The following is a 17,613-nucleotide window of genomic DNA, read 5'->3' on the forward strand; positions in this document are numbered from 1 at the left end:
CCGTGAATTGGCGCAGCGGTGTAACGGCCAAAACAGCAATCAGCATCTGCAGCGCCAATAGCCCGTAGCGATGCTCCAGGGCCTCAATCGGCTCGACCCCAAGCCCGCCCGTTGCGGCAAGATAAAACAACCACGACGCCCACAACGCGCTCACTATATATATACCTGCTGTGGGAACGCGCCGCAGCGCGCCATTGGCGCGACTAAGATCAAGCAAGCGCATCTTAATAATAGGCCGCCAAATCCATCCCCTCGTAAAGGGGTGCCACCTCGGCCTCATATCCGTTGAACATCAGTGTTGGCTGCCGCCGTGCAAACAACCCTGCGCCCACCCGCCGTTCGGTGGCTTGGCTCCAGCGCGGGTGATCCACCTCAGGGTTCACATTCGAATAGAAGCCATATTCACGCGGATTGGCGCGATTCCAGCTGGCGAATGGCTCATCGCGGGTCAAGGTGATCCGACTAATCGATTTGATCGACTTGAAGCCATATTTCCATGGAACCACCAAACGGATCGGCGCGCCGTTCTGATTGGGGATAGGGCGGCCATAAATCCCCGTGGCCATAATCGTCAGCGGATGCATCGCCTCGTCTAGGCGCAAACCCTCTCGATACGGCCAATCCAAAACAGGATAACGCAGGCCAGGCATCTCGTCTGGTCGCATGACAGTTTCAAACGCCACATAATTTGCGCCCTCCTGAACACCGACCCGTGTCAGAATATCTGCAAGTTCGATCCCATTCCATGGAATGACCATCGACCACGCCTCGACACAGCGAAAGCGATAGATGCGTTCTTCAACCTCAAGACCATCAATCAACTCGGCCAGATCATAGGTTCCAGGGTTGTCCACCAACCCATCCACCTCAATCGTCCAAGGCGAAGTTGTCAGGCTGCCTGCATTATTGGCAGGATCCTCTTTGCCCGTGCCGAATTCGTAGTAATTGTTGTAAGAGGTAATCTCTTCCCAAGAATTCGGGACAAGCTCCTGCGCGTTTGCCCGACCAAGGCCAAGGGCGGTTGCACCAATCAAACCTGCCGCACCCGTCATGATTTGGCGGCGGTTGATATAATCCGCACAAGGCGTGGCATCTGCAATGCTCAGATCATTTGTCCAACGTCTTGCCATCAGCTTACCCTTTCTGTCGTCACGGTTTGCGAAGAACATGGACGCAGATGCGCCATTTCCCTAGCCTTGTTGCACGATCTCACGAAACTGTTTGCAACGCGTGACCGCAGTTTCATTCACATAGGCTCACACGCAATCAGATCAAATTTATTGGAAGATCAAAAAGCGCCGCGCTTAGGCGTGATACGCAGCGCGTCAAGTCACGCGCATTCACATCTGCACTATTATTATCTCTATTTTTGCATTGATTTCGTAGCGAGACGGCAACCTGAACTTTAACCCCATATTGATTACGAGGCTAACCATGTTCAAACGCACTGCACTTGCACTTGCCACAACCGCAGCTTTTGCCACTTCGGCTTTTGCGATGGGTCACTCGAAGGATATCGTTGACACGGCCGCAGCCGCAGGCAGCTTTACCACGCTTCTGGCTGCTGCCGAAGCCGCGGGTCTGGTTGAGACGCTGAAAGGCGAAGGCCCTCTCACCGTGTTCGCACCAACAGACGAGGCGTTTGCCGCCCTGCCCTAAGGCACAGTTGAAACCCTGCTCTTGCCAGAAAACCGTGATCAGCTTGTCGCAATCCTGACCTATCACGTCATCGCAGGCGCGGTGATGTCTGGGGATCTTTCTGATGACATGACTGCCGCAACCGTTCAGGGCGCAGATATCACCATCGACCTCGATCATGGTGTGACGGTCAATGACGCCAATGTAGTCACCACCGATATCGAAGCGTCAAACGGCGTGATCCATCTCATCGACAAGGTGATCATGCCTCCAATGTAATCCGCAGCACGGATTGCGCATAAAGAAGGCCCCGCAAGATGCGGGGCCTTTTTCGATCTTAATGCACCACGGCATCATCAGGTTTAGGGCGATTTGTGGCCGCCACCCTGTCACCGATGATCAGGCCATCCGCGCCTGCACTGACAACAACCCGCGCGCCATCCTTGACCTCACCGGCCAAGATCATCTCTGCCAACGGGTCTTGCAGGCTACGTTGGATAACCCGCTTCAAGGGCCGCGCCCCGAAGACAGGATCATATCCTTCGGAGGCCAACCAATCCTTGGCCGCATCATCCAGATCAACGGTGATTTTACGCGCAGCGAGGCGTTTCGCCAAAAGCCCAAGCTGGATTTCAACAATCCCACCCATATCGGCACGGCCCAAACGATCAAACACAATCATATCGTCTAGGCGGTTTAAGAACTCTGGACGGAAATGTGCCCGCACCGCATCCATCACATCGCGCTTGGCGCCTGCAATGTCCCCACCATCTGGCAACTGACTGAGCGCATGCGCCCCCAAATTTGACGTCAACACAATCAAGGTTTGTTTGAAATCAACACGCCGCCCTTGGCCGTCAGTCAGGATGCCATCATCCAAGACCTGCAACAGGACATTGAACACCTCGGGATGTGCTTTTTCGACCTCATCAAAGAGGATCACCTGATAAGGCCTGCGCCGCACGGCTTCGGTCAGAACGCCGCCTTCGTCATATCCGACATATCCAGGAGGCGCGCCGATCAAACGTGCAACCGCGTGTTTCTCCATGAATTCGGACATATCAATCCGCACCATGGCCTGATCATCGTCAAAGAGATATTCAGCCAAGGCTTTGGTCAATTCGGTTTTCCCTACACCCGTTGGCCCAAGGAATAGGAATGACCCAAGCGGGCGATTTTCATCCTGAAGCCCTGCCCGCGCGCGGCGCACCGCACGACTGACGGCAGAAACCGCCTCGCGCTGGCCGATGACGCGGCGGCCAAGCTCCTCCTCCATCCGCAAAAGCTTTTCCCGCTCCCCTTCCAACATTTTGGACATGGGGATCCCCGTCCAACGCTCGACCACAGCGGCAATTTGCTCGGGGCGCACAGCCTCTTCGACCATGACATCTTCTTCGGCATTCTCAGCCTCGGCCAATTGCCGCTCGAGATCAGGGATCACCCCGTAGGACAATTCACCTGCACGACCCAAATCGCCCCGCCGTTTGGCCTGATCCAATTCAGCCCGCGCCTGATCAAGCGCCTCTTTCAGCTTGCGCGCTGCATCAAGCTTGTCGCGCTCGCCCTGCCACTGTGCCGTCATTTGCGCAGATTGCTCCTGCAAATTGGCCAATTCTTTCTCAAGCTTTTCCAACCGTTCACGGCTGGCGCTGTCTTCTTCTTTCTTGAGCGCCTCAGCTTCGATCTGCATTTGCAGGATTTGACGATCAAGCGCGTCTAATTCTTCGGGCTTACTGTCGACCTCCATCCGCAGACGGCTTGCTGCCTCATCAACAAGGTCAATCGCCTTATCAGGCAAGAATCGATCCGTGATATAGCGGTTCGACAAGGTGGCCGCGGACACAAGCGCCGCATCCGAGATCCGCACCCCGTGGTGAAGTTCATACTTCTCTTTGATCCCGCGCAGGATAGAGATTGTATCTTCCACCCCAGGTTCTTCGACCATCAAAGGTTGGAACCGCCGCGCAAGAGCGGCATCTTTCTCAACATATTTGCGATATTCATCGAGCGTGGTTGCACCCACGCAATGAAGCTCGCCACGGGCAAGCGCAGGCTTGATCAGATTGGCCGCATCCATGGCACCATCAGATTTGCCCGCCCCGACCAGAACGTGCATCTCGTCAATAAAGAGGATGATTTCACCAGATGCAGCCTCGATTTCTTTCAAAATCGCCTTCAGCCTTTCCTCGAATTCACCGCGATATTTCGCACCAGCAATCAGCGCGCCCATATCCAAAGCCATCAAACGCTTGTCGCGCAGGCTTTCGGGAACGTCACCATTGATGATGCGCAAGGCAAGGCCTTCGGCAATCGCGGTTTTCCCCACACCCGGCTCCCCAATCAGAACGGGGTTATTCTTGGTGCGGCGGCTGAGAACCTGCATCGCGCGGCGGATTTCCTCATCGCGCCCAATGATCGGGTCAATCTTCCCGTCCCGCGCAGCTTGCGTCAGATCCCGCGCATATTTCTTGAGAGCCTCATAGCCATCTTCAGCCGAGGCGGTATCAGCCGTGCGACCCTGACGGATGTCATTAATCGCAGCGTTCAGGGATTGAGCATTGACCCCGCCCGCCTCAAGCGCAGATTTCGCTGGCGATTTCACAAGGGCCAACGCGGTCAAAATCCGCTCAACAGGCACGAAACTATCGCCCGCTTTGGTGGCAAGCTTTTCGGCTTCGTCCAAAACCTTTACGGTTTGGCTGTCTATATAGACCTGCCCGGCATCCCCTGTGACTTTGGGCAATTTGGCCATGGCGGCATCATTAGCGGCGCGCACTTCGCGCGCATCGCCCCCTGCCTTGGTGATCAGATTGCCTGCCATACCCTGCTCATCGTCAAGCAGGGCTTTCAGCATATGCTCTGGTGCCAATTTTTGGTGATCTTCGCGCTGCGCCACTGTTTGAGCGGCCTGAATGAACCCGCGCGCACGGTCTGTGAACTTTTCAAAGTTCATCGTCTGTCTCCTTCATCTAAGCACCCGTCTCGCACCACCCGCTTTGCGGCATGATGCATCTTTTGGGCCTTCTCGTTAAACTTGGGAGGTCAGCACGCTTGGTTCAAGGGTTAAGGCTCAATCGCGAATGCGTTCCGACAAAAGTTTTGCGGGCAGCAAGCGCTCCGCCGCCTCAAAGAGCGAGAATGTTTGGTTGACGTAATTCGTCACCGCGGCAAGCTCATTCATATACCCCATCAATTCCGCTGTGCAGGCCGCCTCAACCAATTGAACTGCACGGGCGGGGTCATGGGTTTCAAACTGGACATAAAATAGAGGCTCCCCCCGCCTCAGCACCAAATCTTTCTCCGTTTGGTGCCATTCGAACGCCCACATCAGCGGACGCGGCCAAATATGCAGTGGAAACCGCCCCCCAAAAATAGCGCCCGGAAGGGGGTCTGTGCGGTAATGGGCAAAAGCGGCAAGTTGGGTCAGATAAATGGGCTCATCCGCAATGAAGCAATAGTCAGCGCAAGCTGAATGGTCGGGCGATCAGCATAGCGCCATTCCGCCTCGGAAACCAAGGTCACCACTTGGGCAATCTTATTGCCACGGATTGTGCTGCTCGTGCCTGCGCGATTGATCAAGACGGCGTTCCCATCTTTGTCACGCCCAAATCCTAAATGCAGATCATAGGGGCAGCGCACCATAAAGTAACGGCTTTCCATCTGAACCACGGCAGGGCAGCGCGCTGCTGATTTCGCATGCGCACGGCCGGCCCCGCGGGAGGCCACGCGTTCGGGCGCATCAAAAAGCACTGCGCCTTTTTCTTAGGTCAAAAACCACCCCACACGCGCAGGGCCCTGTTCGGGCTTTGTATCGTCACGCGACACTTCAATCGACAATTTCATGATCTGACGTTCCGTCCAGTTTAGCTATCTTAAGAATGAAGCTTGCAGAAGGGCGCGTCAATGCTGCCTTGGTCGGGCAATTGACCCGCGGGCCAAGCATCGCTACCACGGGACGTAAGCCCACCCCATGAATAAGGACGTCCAATGACCGCTGCATCTGACCGCTTGATTGTTGCCCTTGATGTGCCACATGCGGTGGCGGGTTTAGAATTGGCCACCAAACTTGGCAATGCAGTCAGCTTTTACAAAATCGGCTTGGGGATGCTGACGGGCGGCGGGCTTGCCTTGGCGCAAGAACTGAAAGACGAACACGGCAAGCGCATCTTCCTCGACATGAAGCTATTCGATATCGGCGCAACAGTCGAAGCAGCGGTGCGCGGGCTTGCCCAATTCGACCTCGATTTTCTAACTGTGCATGGTGATCCCCATGTGGTGCGCGCGGCAAAAGAAGGCGCTTCTGGACACAAGACCAAGATTTTGGCTGTGACCATCCTCACCTCACTGGATCGTGCGGATTTAGACGCAAGCCTGATCACCGCAGGCGACATTCCCGGTCTAGTCACAACCCGCGCTGCGCGTGCCTTTGAAGCGGGCGCAGATGGGGTTATCGCCTCACCACAGGAGGCCGCAATGATCCGAGCCCTGCCCGAGGCCGCAGGACGCCTCATCGTCACCCCAGGTGTGCGCCCCGCAGGCAGCGCGCTTGGCGATCAAAAGCGCGTTGCCACACCAGCCCAAGCCATCGCGGATGGTGCCGATCACATCGTGGTGGGGCGCCCAATCTGGCAAGCCGCCGACCCCGCTGCAGCCGCCCGCGCCGTGTTGGCGGAGATTGGCTAAGGGCGCCGCCCATGCCCGCCCTCTGCCGCGATTGTCTAAGCGAGTTTGAGGCAGGCAGCCGCTGCCCCGACTGCGGGCGGCCAAATGTGATCTCTCATCCTGAACTGTTCGATCTATCCATCGCGCATATGGATTGTGACGCATTTTACGCTTCGGTGGAAAAACGGGACAATCCCGACCTTGCGGACAAACCCCTGATCATTGGAGGCGGGCGGCGTGGTGTCGTCTCAACTGCCTGTTATATTGCCCGCATCCGTGGCGTGCGCTCTGCCATGCCGATGTTTCAGGCTCTTAAACTTTGCCCTGACGCGGTGGTGCTGCGGGGGCGGATGTCGCATTACGCGGCAGTCTCGCGCGAAATTCGCGCATTGATGAACGAACTGACCCCCGCGATTGAGCCGCTATCGCTTGACGAGGCCTTTTTAGATCTCTCGGGCACAGGCAAATTGCATGGTCACCCGCCCGCTGTGATGTTAGCGCGCTTGGTCAAACGAATGAAAACCGAATTGGGGCTGACGGGGTCGATTGGCCTCAGCCATAATAAATTTCTGGCCAAAATCGCCTCTGACCTCGACAAGCCACAGGGCTTTGCGGTGATTGGCCAAGCGGAAACACAAGATTTCTTGACCCAAAAGCCCGTGTCGATGCTGTGGGGAATTGGCGCAGCTGCACAGGCGAATTTGCAGGCGGCGGGCATTCACAAAATTGGTGATCTGCGCCGTTGGCCCAAAGATGAATTGATCGCACGTTTCGGCGCATGGGGCGCGCGGCTGCATGATTTGTCTTTCGGACGGGACAACCGCAAAATCTCGGCCACGCGCGAGGTGAAATCAATCTCAAACGAAACCACCTTTCCCAATGATCTCCGTGATCCTGATTTGCTCGATGGGCATATCTGGCGCTTGGCAGAAAAGCTATCGGCACGCGCAAAGGCGCAGGGGCTTGCAGGGCGTGTTGTGGTATTGAAATTGAAAACCCACGATTTCAAAACGCTGACCCGCCAGACCGCTCTGCCCGATGGCACGCAAATGGCAGACCGCATTTATGCGCAAGCCGCGCAATTGCTTGCGGCTAATCTGAAATTTGCGCCCTTTCGACTGATCGGTTTGGGGCTGGGGGATTTGATCCACGAAGCTCAGGGGGATCGCGCAGGCAATCTGCTTGACCCACAAGAGGCCAAACGCCTCCAAGCGGAACGCGCCTCGGATGAAATTCGTAAAAAATTTGGCGATCAAGCGATCGTAAAGGGCCGCGCGCTGCGATGATCACTCAGCGGCAAGGGGCTGCGCGTCAGTTTCCTTAAACGCCTCAACGACCTGAGCCAAAGCCGCTGCGACCCGCAGACGGGTATCTTCGAACCCATCATTTTGGGCAATCGCCGCCTCATCCATGTAAAGAGCGCGGTCAATTTCGATTTGCACAGCATGAAGCCCGCGGTTCGGCTTGCCATAGGCTTGAGCAATATACGCCCCTGCAAAGGGCGTGTTGCGCGCCACAGTGAACCCTTGCTCTTCAAAGGCGGTATGGACAAGATCAACAATCTCACGATCTGCGGCACCACCAAACCGATCCCCTAGAATGAGATCGGGGCGCTTACTTTTGCTGCCCACCAAAGCTGCGCCCAAGGCGTCATGGGGCATGGAATGCATATCCAGCAAAATGGCGCGGCCAAATTGCGCGCGCGCAGCAGCCATCAAATCACTCAGACAGGCGTGATAGGGATACCAAACACGGGCCAGACGCGCCTCAGCCTCAGCGCGGGTGATCTTACCGCGATAAATGCTGCGCCCGTTGGCCACCACGCGCGGAATCACCCCAAGCCCTGCCGCAATGCGTGGCGATGCCGCCCCCCGCGCCACCCCGAAGATGACAGCGGGATCCAATTCATCCGCATTGCGATTGAGATCAACATAGGCGCGCGGGAATCGAGCCTTTAAAAACGGAACCCCAAATTCAACAGTGCGTTCCGCCAAAAGATGCACAAACGCATCTTCGGAACTGCGGATTTGGTGGGGATCAATATCAATCGCGCCCAGAAACTCTGCGGGATAGACATCACCAGAATGCGGCGAAGCCACAACAACAGGGGCCAGATGCACCTCTGGCAACGTCAAATCATAGGCGGGACTGCTATTTTGTGCGTTTCTCATGTGGTGGATATAGCCCAGTTCTGGAAAATACCAAAAGCCCTTGAACCGCCCCGCGATTCCTTTTAAAGACCGCGCTACTGCGGAACGGGCTTGGCTCGTGACGTCCGTTTTTCTGTTTCAGTTGGCTTTACCTTAAGGCCGCGTGGAAAAAGCGGTGCGATCCGTAACGACATCGGGCGGTTAGCTCAGCGGTAGAGCACTACGTTGACATCGTAGGGGTCACTGGTTCGATCCCAGTACCGCCCACCATCGGCACAATCCCGTGCCAAACGAACAAAGGCGCACCGCCGCGCCGCGAGAAGGAGAAGACCCATGAAGGTCAAGAATTCGCTCCGTTCGCTCAAGCAGCGTCACCGCGATTGCCGCGTCGTGCGCCGCAAGGGCCGCGTCTATGTGATCAACAAAACGCAGCGCCGCTTCAAAGCCCGTCAGGGCTAAGCCAAGCGCAAGAGCCTATGATCTAATGAAAAACGCCGCCCTCTTTTGGGGCGGCTTTTTTCTTTGGGCCTACCAACCAGATTGGCGATCTTCTAATTCGTCCAAACTATAGCTGTCTTGGATTTGACCTGAGACATCCTCACGATAACGCGGATCTTGGCCCATGCAATTCGGCCCACAGATCAGATAGGCGACCCCATCCCCTCCGTCATTGAACCATAGCCGCCCCCCGGTGTGGCGACATATCCATTGACGCCTTCGTCTATGTCGCCCACGAGATCCTCAACGGACGGCACCTCACTATCGGCATCAGGATCATAGCCTGCATGGGTGTGGAAGGATGCCGTAACCTCGACAAAGCGGCTTTCATCCCCACGCGACAGACATGAATCCGATGTCCCCCGTGTCACCTCGGTCGCCATATAGGTGCCATCGGGCATCAGGCCAATATAGCCGCAATATTCACGATTCTCCGCGAAAGATCGGCTTTGAAGTTCTAACAATATCTTGCGCGCCGCCTCCATCTCGCCCGCAGGTTGGGCCGTGGCCATGATCGGACAAAGGCCAAAAGCCCCAAGCATCACTATGTGCCGCATCTTCATTTTTCACAAAACCCCAAGAAACCCCTCTTGTCGCAAATTCGCGGCCCGCACCAAAATGGGGCAAGTTTTCTGCGACACGGCACAACAAACGGCCTCACAATTCCCTAAAAAGAGGCATAAAAACCACAATAAGATCGCCGCAGATACGATGCTGCGCCGTCTTGCAACTCGCCCGCGCATATGCGCTTTTGTGCCAAAAGCGCGGTTGCCGCAAAAAGCTGGCTCGCCTAAAGACAGACCCGCATTTGGAAGGAAGAGGGCATGACACATATCTGGCTGCGCGCCGAAGAACGCGAAAGCGAGGAGCGGGTGGGACTAACCCCAGAAGGCGCTGCCGCACTGATCGCCAAAGGCATGAAAATTACGGTTGAAGAAAGCCCTGCGCGCGTGATCCCTTTGGAGGGGTATATCAAGGCAGGCTGTGCAACCGCACCCTTTGCCTCATGGGCGGATGCCCCCCAAGATGCAATCATCTTTGGCCTCAAAGAATTGCCAGAAACCGATCAACCCCTGCACCATCGCCACATCATGTTCGGACATGCCTATAAGGGCCAACCTGCAGGACAAAGGTTGTTGAAACGATTCAAGGCGGGCGGCGGCACGCTTTACGATTTGGAATATCTGGTCGATGAAAATGGCCGCCGTGTAGCCGCCTTTGGATATTGGGCGGGGTTCGCGGGCGCGGCATTGTCGCTGAAGGCGCTTATTGCACAACCTAACGTTATGGGGCCGATCCAAGGCTATCCCAACAAAGACGCTTTGATTGCCGAATTGCAGCGTGAGATGACAGCAATTGATCTGCCCCGCGCCATCATCATCGGTGCCTTGGGGCGGGTCGGGACAGGCGCGCGCGATCTTTGCGCGGCACTTGGTATTCCAGTGACTGCTTGGGACATGGCAGAAACGGCATCAGGCGGGCCATTCCCAGAAATTCTGGATCATGAAATGTTTCTCAATTGCATTCTCGCGGATCCCTCCGTGCCCGTATTTGTGCCGCAAAGCGCCAAAGAGGCCCCGCGCGCATTGCGCGTCATTGGGGATATTGCTTGCGATCCAAGTTCCGATTTCTCGCCAATCAAGGTCTATGATCATGTCACCACATGGGGGGAACCTGCGTTGCGAGTGCATGATGCGCCACCATTGGATGTCATGGCGATTGACAATCTACCCTCTCTCTTGCCGCTAGAAAGTTCGGAAGATTACGCCGCGCAGCTTTTTCCATCTTTGCACGGGTTAGGGGATTTGACCCAAGGCGTGTGGGGCCGCGCGAAGGCCCGCTTTGACCACCATATCGCACAAGTTTAAGGGAGTTTAGATAATGACAATTCATTGGTGTGGAACAGGTCTGTCCTCCATTCCAGGCCTGCGCCATCTGATTGAAACCGATGGCGATGTGGTCGTGTGGAACCGCAGTGTCGCCAAAGCTAAGGCCGCTGTGGGGGATATCGCAAAAGACATCCGCGCGTTTGATATGGCTGCCCTCACCGAAGCCACGAAAAAGGGCGATGTGGTAATCTCAATGCTGCCTGCCGATATGCATGTGCCGCTGGCCACAATGGCGATTGCAGCAGGGGCACATTTTGTCTCCTCCTCCTATATCGCACCTGAAATGCGCGCATTGGATGAGGCGGCACGCAAGGTTGGGGTTCGCGTGATCAATGAAGTGGGCCTTGACCCGGGCATTGACCATTTGATGGCCCATGCCCTCATGCATGACTATCGCAACAGTGCTGCCTTTGACCCGCAAAATGCGCATGATTTCATCTCTTACTGCGGCGGGATTCCCAAAATTCCGAACCCGTTTCGCTACAAATTCAGCTGGTCGCCGCTTGGCGTTCTCAAGGCACTGCGGTCGCCTTCGCGTTCCATTGCCCATGGCAAAGAATTGAACGTCTCGCGGCCTTGGGATGCAATTTCACACTACACCGCACCCCTTGAAACGCCAGAGGAATTTGAGGTCTATCCAAACCGCGATAGCCTGCCTTTCATGGCCGAATACGGGTTTGAAGCCGATTGGAATGTGCAGCGCTTTGTGCGCGGCACTTTGCGACTTGATGGGTGGTCTAAGGCATGGGCGCCCGTGTTCCGCGAAATAGAAACCCTCGAGGGGGCGGCGGGCGATGCGCGACTGCGCGAGATGTCCGACCAATTCTGGCGCGAAAATTCCTATGAGGCAGATGAGCCAGACCGCGTTGTTTTATGCGTCTCTCTCAAGGCTGAGGTCGCGGGAACTGCGCGGTGGCACAAAACCTATGTGATGGATGCATGGGGCGATGCGCGTGGCACAGCGATGGCGCGGCTTGTCTCAACCCCTGTCGCACTGGCCGTCAAAGCGGCAATCACAGAGGCCGTGCCTGCGGGCGTGTCCGCTGCACCGCATGATATCGGGCTTGTCCGCGACTGGATGGAGGTTGTGGGAACCCTTGCCCAAAGCCTGTCTGTGGTCGACCATCTCGCCTAGAAAATGCGGTAATAGAGCCAATCGGGGAAGAACTGACTGACCCTGAAAAACGCCCCAAAGCCCCATGGAAAACTGCAACTGAATTTCTTGCGCCGCATATGGCGCACGAAAATATCTGCCGCAGGGGCGGCGTCCATGATGAACGGCATGGCAAAATTGTTCTTATCGGTCAGCCTTGTGCGGATGAAGCCAGGGTTGACCAGTTGCACCGCGACATTGCTGCGCCGCATATCCACACGCAGGGATTCTGCCATATACATCACCGCTGCCTTCGATGCGCCATAGCCCGTGGCCGAAGGAAGGCCACGAAAGCCCGACAGACTGCCCGTGATGACGATATGACCTGCATCCTTTGCCACGAATTGCGGCACGACATGGCCCAAGATGCGCGCCGCACCCATGACATTGATATCCATCATCGCCAAGACTTGGTCACTATCCCAAGCGCTGGCATGCATCGGCCAATAAACGCCTGCAAGATAGACTATCCCATCTATATCGCCGACATCCCTAGCGGCTTTGGCCACGCTTTTCGCATCACTGACATCCATGGGCACAACCCGAGATGGGCCGTTTAGGCGTGTCGCAACCTCGTTAAGCCGCGCCTCAGATCGGGCGGATAAGATCACCTCCGCGCCTGCGCCAGATAATTTTTCAGCCAAGGCTGCACCCAACCCTTCGGATGCGCCGACAAGCCAATATGTCTTTCCTGCAAAATCTCGCATAAAATCCCCATCTCTCTCGCGAAGGTAAACTTAGCGCGCGCGTTCTTGTGGCAAAGGTGTGATGCTCAGAATCGTGATCGCAAGCAGCTTGAGCGCGCAAGGAACCGCCGCATAGAGCAGCACCAAGCGCGACAATGCCGCTTCGGGATTGGTCGCGCCCGCCTCAAACCCTGCGGCCTCCAACAGGGGCAATAGGGTAACGGCGGCGAAGGCCAAGGTGAATTTGGTCGCGAAAGACCACAATCCGAAGGCTGCGCCCGCCTCGGGTGCGATTTTGGACAAATGACGCGAGAAAATGGCAGGCAGGATCGTCAAATCTGCCCCAAGCGCCATGCCCGAAGCCAAACAGATCAAAGCAAAAGCGACCACATCCCCCGCCCCCAAGGCGAGGGTGAAGGCGAAGGCTAAAATCGACAAAGCCATGCCAAATAACAATAATGGCTTGGCCCCAAAGCGCGTGGCGGCCCGTGTCCAAAATGGGGCGGAAAGCGCGGCAGCAAGGAAAAACAACAACAAAAGCGGCCCCTCCCATCCAAGGGCCTGCAACACCCCCTCAACGTAGAACAGGAAAAGGGTGGAGGTCACCGCGACTGGGGCGGCATTGATCAAAGCAATGCCCAACAAACGCCGCGCCGTCTGATCGCGCAAGATTGTGCCAAAGGCGGTTGGTGGTGTCGTCGCCCCCTGCCCCCAGTCAGGGCGCATCAACACATAGGCAAGGGCGCAAAGACCCACAAAGCCAATCGCAAAACCCGTAAACGGGTTGGGCAAAAAGCTTGCCAATGCAATCGGGGCAACTGACGCCAAGCATACCCCCCACAACCCCCCCGTTTCGCGCCATGTGGCAAGGCGCAAATGACCATCTGTTCCAAGCCGCCCGGCCGTTTGCACACCCTCGGCGTAAAAGCAGATCGTGAGGAAGGAGAAAGACGAGAATAATCCGATTAAGGTCAGCGCAAACCACCACATAGGGGCAATCGGGGGCGCAATGGCAAAGAGGCCATACATGGAGGCGGCAAGGATCGCCACAGCCCCCGCCACCATGCCCCCCCGATAGGCGCGGGTGGTGCGTGCCAACCATCCCAAAGCGGGGTCTTGCACCACATCAAATAACCGCAAGCCAAAAAGGATGCCCCCCAGCGCCACAAGGCCCAAGCCATATTCATCGACATAGAATTTCGGAGCATGGATATAAATGGGCAGGCCCGCGCTCGACAGCATGGCGGCAAAAACTGCGTAGCCCGCCAAGGGCGCGCTGCGCTTAACCATCAAGACACCTCGCGTTCGGGCGGCTCAGGGCGCGGACGATAGGGCGCGCCCTTGATCCATAATTTCAGCGCCTGCCAATGGATCAGACCCAAAACCCTGCGCGACCCAAAAGGCCGCCGCCATAAGGCGCGCAAGATATCGCCAGTGCGCAACGGACGTCGCGCGCCAGTCAGCGTGGCATAAAGCCCCTCATTCCCCGTGGCATAATCAATGAAAATCCCCACCCGATCCGCACGAATATCAAAGCGGAATTCATAACCGCCCTCAATTTCTTGGAAGGGCGAGACGTGGAATATCTTTTTCGCGCGCAGAATATCGTGACGGGTGATTTCCTCGAGATCTTCGCGATGGCAAAGATAGGAATGCCGATCACCGAAAGTATTAGATACTTCGGCAATAACAACACGCAAGCGCGCTTGGGTATCATAGGCCAGCCAAAAACTGACAGGGTTGAACACGTGACCCAGGAGACGCGGCTGCGCCAAAAGCATCAGTTGCCCTTGGGCCTGCTCGGCCAATCCATGCGCGGCCAAAACAGCGCGCGCCCAACTGGCCCCCGCTCCTTTTTTGGGCGCACCGCCATGGTCAAGATCCCGTAGGGCCGCAAGATTTCCCTTGTTGCGGCCAAACAATGCGGGGGCAATCAGATCATCCGCCTCTGCATCAAGCATCACGTAATCAATGGAATATCGAAACGCATTTTCCACAGCGCCCCTGCGGCCATGAAACGTTTCGCCTGCGATATAATCCACCGATGATGACACTGCTTTCTCCCGTCAGACCGCCGCGACCATGCGATCCCGTTCGGCCATGGCATTGACCACATCAATCGCACTGGCCAACCCGTCCTCGTGGAACCCATTTTTCATCCACGCCCCGCAGAACCAAGTGTTTCCAGTGCCATTCATGGCCCGCACCATGCCTTGCGCAGCTAATGCGGCCAAATCATAAACGGGATGACGGAAAGTTGCTGTGTCATAGATCAAATCATCTGCAATTTCACCGCGGCTGTTCAATGTCACAAACAGCGGGTCAGATTTTGGGATGGGTTGCAGGCGGTTCATCCAATAGGTCAGATCAATTGGGCCACCGCTATGGCCTGCGCGCTCGGTGTAATTCCAACTTGCCCATGTGACTTCGCGCAATGGCATCGCGCGGCGATCTGCGTGCAACACCATTTCATTAGGCTGATAGCGGACTGCGCCTAGGGCGGCTTGTTCTTGCGCGGTCGGATCCGCCAAAAGCGCCAAACTGTCATCAGAATGTGTTGCAAAGACCACCTCGTCAAAGCGCTGCCATTGGCCATCACGGCGGATCTCAACACCGCCCGCCACGCGCTTGACCTTGTCCACGCCGGCATTGGTGACGATGGTCACACCACGCTCGCTCAACGCGCGCTCAAGCCGCGTGACATATTCAATAGAGCCGCCATGCACAGTCCACCATTGGTGTTGGCCTGACGCCTGCAGCAAGTTGTGGTTTTGGAAAAACCGCACAAGGGCCTGGGCGGGGAAATCCATGATCTCCTCTTTTGGGGTCGACCAAATCGCGCCAGAAATTGGGGTCAGATAGTAATCGCGAAACCACGCGCCCATACCCAACTCATCCATGAACTCGCCCAAGGTTTGTGAGCTGTCATTGGCCAAACTGGCCGCCTGCGCGTTAAAGCACATGATGTCGGCCAACATGCGCAGATATTGCGGCCGCATAAGGTTTTTGCGTTGCGCGAAGAGCGCCTTAAGCGAGTGCAGGCCATATTCAATCGCCCCGCCCCCGATTGAGGCCGCAAAACTCATGTCACTCTCGACAACAGGAACCTGTAGCTCTTCGAACAGACGCACTAAATTAGGATAGTTGACGTAGTTGAATACGATGAACCCCGTATCGACAGGCTGATCGCGGTGGCGGCCTGCAACCACAGTGCGCGCATGCCCCCCAAGGCGATGCTCCGCTTCAAACAAGGTTACCTTGGCATTTGGCGCAAGGTAATAAGCGGCCCCCATCCCTGAGATCCCTCCCCCGATGACGGCCACAGTGCGAGGGGGGGCGGGAGGTGTTTCAAATGGCACGGATGCTTTCCTTGTTAGTGTTCTTTCTCTGTCTAGCCAAGTTTACGCCCCCTGTCGCGCCTTGGATTAAAAATTGCCTCAATTTTTTCTAAGCGTGCGTCAAAGTTCGAAGAGCGGACGGCCCTCACGATAATTTTTTGATCCAACCCTGTAACCTGCGCGTAACCGTGTTATGCTCGACCTTGATGTTCATAATTTGACGGCAGGTAACCCTCGCGATGCACATTGCGCGCAAGGTCGGCATGAGTCAGCCCCCGCTGATGCGGAACCGCTGATGTCAAAACCGCTGACCCCTCCCCCCCTCAAGGCGCAGTCCTGCGAATGGATCGCCGAAGTGATGGCGATTGCGCAAGATCGTGATCAAGCGGCCTTCGCTGCTTTGTTTCGGCATTTCGCCCCACGCGTGAAAGCCTTTTTGATCAAATCAGGCGCGGATGAGGCGCTGGCGGAAGAATGTATGCAGGATGTGATGGCCACCCTGTGGCGCAAAGCACATCTGTTTGATCCCGCACGGGCCTCGGTCGCGACATGGATTTTCACCATCGCGCGGAACCGCAAGATTGACCTGTTGCGCAAATATGCACGACCAGAGCCAGAAGATTTACCATGGGGGCCAGAGGCAGAACCCGACCAAGAAGATGTTCTTGCCCTCCAACAAGAGAGCCGCAAACTGGCAGAAGCCATTAAAAGACTACCTCAGAAACAAAGAGTTTTGATCGAAAAAGCCTATTTTGGGGATCTCAGCCACGGCGAGATTGCAACAGAAACAGGCCTGCCCCTTGGCACGATCAAATCGAGAATTAGGTTGGCGCTAGAGAGATTGCGTCATAACATGAGCCAAGCGACCAAATGACCGAAGTAAAACACCATATCAGTGACGACTTTTTGATCGGCTACGCAGCAGGCAGTTTGCCTGCGGCTTTCGATCTTGTTGTCGCCACTCATGTCTCGCTCAGTGATGACGCCCGCGCAAGGCTGCATGCCTTTGATGCGGTTGGCGGCTGCATCCTAGACGAAATGGACGAGGCCCCCCTTGCACAGGACAGCTTTTCTAAAACCCTGAGCCTTATCAATGAAAGCGCCGCATCAGAATCGACCAGCTCGCAGAATCAAACTCGGTCAGAAGATGGCATTTTCCCTGCCCCGCTGCGCGATATGATTGGATGCGATTTGGCAGATGTGAAATGGCGCCCAATTGGGATGGGCTGCAAGCAAGCGATTATCAGCGAAGGCAAGGACGCGACCGCGCGGCTTTTGTTCATTCCAGCAGGCCAAGCGATGCCCCGCCACACACACCGCGGAACCGAAATGACCTTGGTGCTTCAAGGGGCCTATCGTGATGAAACCGACCGTTTCGGGCGTGGTGACATCGAAATTGGCGATGAAACCATGAACCACACCCCTGTGGCTGAGGCGGGCGAAGATTGCATCTGCCTGATTGCCACCGATGCGCGCCTGAAATTTGAAGGCCTCTTGCCGCGTATCGCGCAAACATTCCTGCGCATCTGATCAACTGGCCGCTTTCCATTCACGCCCTGCTTGGCTAGGCAGGGGCGTGAACAGGCGAAAGGGCGCTCT

At 56.2% G+C, this 17,613-nt stretch carries 18 protein-coding genes, 1 tRNA gene and 1 pseudogene (1 of these 20 only partly in view); 9 read left to right on the forward strand and 11 right to left on the reverse strand.

From position 1 onward, the window contains the following. Positions 1–223 carry the beginning of a protein-methionine-sulfoxide reductase heme-binding subunit MsrQ gene (gene msrQ / locus AAC637_RS06975; RefSeq protein ID WP_340302891.1) on the reverse strand. 389 nt of this gene lie to the left of the window's left edge, so 223 of the gene's 612 nt are visible here — the first part of the coding sequence; it begins with the start codon at positions 221–223; its stop codon lies beyond the left edge, outside the window. A 1-nt stretch (position 224) separates the two neighbouring features. Beyond that, positions 225–1,130 carry a protein-methionine-sulfoxide reductase catalytic subunit MsrP gene (msrP, locus tag AAC637_RS06980; RefSeq protein ID WP_340302892.1) on the reverse strand — a complete coding sequence of 302 codons (906 nt, stop codon included), beginning with the start codon at positions 1,128–1,130 and terminating at the stop codon, positions 225–227. Between the two features lie 304 nt (positions 1,131–1,434). Here msrP and AAC637_RS06985 point away from each other — a divergent pair. After that, a pseudogene (locus tag AAC637_RS06985) lies at positions 1,435–1,917 on the forward strand (fasciclin domain-containing protein). A 58-nt stretch (positions 1,918–1,975) separates the two neighbouring features. Here AAC637_RS06985 and clpB read toward each other — a convergent pair. The 3 genes from clpB to AAC637_RS07000 all read right to left on the reverse strand — a co-directional run bounded on the left by clpB (position 1,976) and on the right by AAC637_RS07000 (position 5,388). Then, entirely contained in the window at positions 1,976–4,591 is a 2,616-nt protein-coding gene (gene clpB / locus AAC637_RS06990; protein WP_340302893.1) for an ATP-dependent chaperone ClpB, read from the reverse strand. 117 nt (positions 4,592–4,708) lie between these two features. Continuing rightward, positions 4,709–4,966 (reverse strand): hypothetical protein, encoded by a 258-nt coding sequence (locus AAC637_RS06995; protein WP_340302894.1) that lies wholly within the window; start codon positions 4,964–4,966, stop codon positions 4,709–4,711. 95 nt (positions 4,967–5,061) lie between these two features. Next, entirely contained in the window at positions 5,062–5,388 is a 327-nt protein-coding gene (locus AAC637_RS07000) for a hypothetical protein (protein ID WP_340302895.1), read from the reverse strand. 237 nt (positions 5,389–5,625) lie between these two features. Here AAC637_RS07000 and pyrF point away from each other — a divergent pair, with 237 nt between their 5' ends. Beyond that, entirely contained in the window at positions 5,626–6,321 is a 696-nt protein-coding gene (pyrF, locus tag AAC637_RS07005; protein ID WP_340302896.1) for an orotidine-5'-phosphate decarboxylase, read from the forward strand. Positions 6,322–6,332: 11 nt separating this feature from the next. Further along, a complete protein-coding gene (locus AAC637_RS07010; protein WP_340302897.1) occupies positions 6,333–7,586 on the forward strand; it encodes a DNA polymerase IV in 1,254 nt (417 codons plus the stop codon). On the opposite strand, the gene AAC637_RS07015 is transcribed toward AAC637_RS07010, so the two are convergent. After that, the gene (locus tag AAC637_RS07015; RefSeq protein WP_340302898.1) at positions 7,587–8,471 is read right to left on the reverse strand and encodes an N-formylglutamate amidohydrolase; all 885 of its coding nucleotides are present in this window, start codon (positions 8,469–8,471) and stop codon (positions 7,587–7,589) included. A 174-nt stretch (positions 8,472–8,645) separates the two neighbouring features. On the opposite strand from AAC637_RS07015, the gene AAC637_RS07020 reads away from it, so the two are divergent. Together AAC637_RS07020 and ykgO are read left to right on the forward strand one after the other, a co-directional pair. Next, positions 8,646–8,720, forward strand: a tRNA-Val gene (locus tag AAC637_RS07020). Positions 8,721–8,783: 63 nt separating this feature from the next. Then, the gene (gene ykgO, locus AAC637_RS07025) at positions 8,784–8,909 is read left to right on the forward strand and encodes a type B 50S ribosomal protein L36 (RefSeq protein WP_012177066.1); all 126 of its coding nucleotides are present in this window, start codon (positions 8,784–8,786) and stop codon (positions 8,907–8,909) included. A gap of 182 nt (positions 8,910–9,091) precedes the next feature. Here ykgO and AAC637_RS07030 read toward each other — a convergent pair whose 3' ends face one another. Further along, on the reverse strand, positions 9,092–9,511 hold the full coding sequence (locus AAC637_RS07030; RefSeq protein ID WP_340302899.1) for a DUF4329 domain-containing protein: 420 nt from the start codon (positions 9,509–9,511) through the stop codon (positions 9,092–9,094). A gap of 261 nt (positions 9,512–9,772) precedes the next feature. On the opposite strand from AAC637_RS07030, the gene AAC637_RS07035 reads away from it, so the two are divergent. Both AAC637_RS07035 and AAC637_RS07040 read left to right on the forward strand, forming a co-directional pair. Beyond that, positions 9,773–10,816 (forward strand): saccharopine dehydrogenase, encoded by a 1,044-nt coding sequence (locus tag AAC637_RS07035; RefSeq protein WP_340302900.1) that lies wholly within the window; start codon positions 9,773–9,775, stop codon positions 10,814–10,816. Positions 10,817–10,829: 13 nt separating this feature from the next. After that, positions 10,830–11,972, forward strand: a complete 1,143-nt coding sequence (locus tag AAC637_RS07040) for a saccharopine dehydrogenase C-terminal domain-containing protein (RefSeq protein ID WP_340302901.1) — start codon at positions 10,830–10,832, stop codon at positions 11,970–11,972. Here AAC637_RS07040 and AAC637_RS07045 read toward each other — a convergent pair. Genes AAC637_RS07045 through AAC637_RS07060 form a run of 4 tightly spaced genes read right to left on the reverse strand, consistent with a single transcriptional unit; the run spans position 11,969 to position 16,035 of the window. Continuing rightward, complete coding sequence (locus tag AAC637_RS07045; protein ID WP_340302902.1) at positions 11,969–12,697, reverse strand: SDR family NAD(P)-dependent oxidoreductase; 729 nt, start codon at positions 12,695–12,697, stop codon at positions 11,969–11,971. The genes AAC637_RS07040 and AAC637_RS07045 overlap by 4 nt on opposite strands. Positions 12,698–12,727: 30 nt before the next feature. After that, on the reverse strand, positions 12,728–13,966 hold the full coding sequence (locus AAC637_RS07050; protein WP_340302903.1) for an MFS transporter: 1,239 nt from the start codon (positions 13,964–13,966) through the stop codon (positions 12,728–12,730). Continuing rightward, positions 13,966–14,730, reverse strand: coding sequence for a DUF1365 domain-containing protein (locus AAC637_RS07055; protein ID WP_340302904.1), 765 nt, complete (start codon positions 14,728–14,730; stop codon positions 13,966–13,968). The genes AAC637_RS07050 and AAC637_RS07055 overlap by 1 nt, the downstream gene beginning before the upstream one ends. A gap of 12 nt (positions 14,731–14,742) precedes the next feature. Beyond that, a complete protein-coding gene (locus AAC637_RS07060) occupies positions 14,743–16,035 on the reverse strand; it encodes an NAD(P)/FAD-dependent oxidoreductase (RefSeq protein WP_340302905.1) in 1,293 nt (430 codons plus the stop codon). Between the two features lie 337 nt (positions 16,036–16,372). Here AAC637_RS07060 and AAC637_RS07065 point away from each other — a divergent pair, with 337 nt between their 5' ends. Beyond that, a complete protein-coding gene (locus AAC637_RS07065; protein ID WP_340303170.1) occupies positions 16,373–16,888 on the forward strand; it encodes a sigma-70 family RNA polymerase sigma factor in 516 nt (171 codons plus the stop codon). Next, a complete protein-coding gene (locus AAC637_RS07070; protein WP_340302906.1) occupies positions 16,885–17,544 on the forward strand; it encodes a ChrR family anti-sigma-E factor in 660 nt (219 codons plus the stop codon). Before AAC637_RS07065 ends, AAC637_RS07070 begins: the two co-directional genes overlap by 4 nt. Positions 17,545–17,613 lie beyond the last annotated feature (69 nt).

The organism is Roseobacter sp. HKCCD7870 (assembly GCF_037830315.1).
Classification (GTDB): domain Bacteria; phylum Pseudomonadota; class Alphaproteobacteria; order Rhodobacterales; family Rhodobacteraceae; genus M30B80.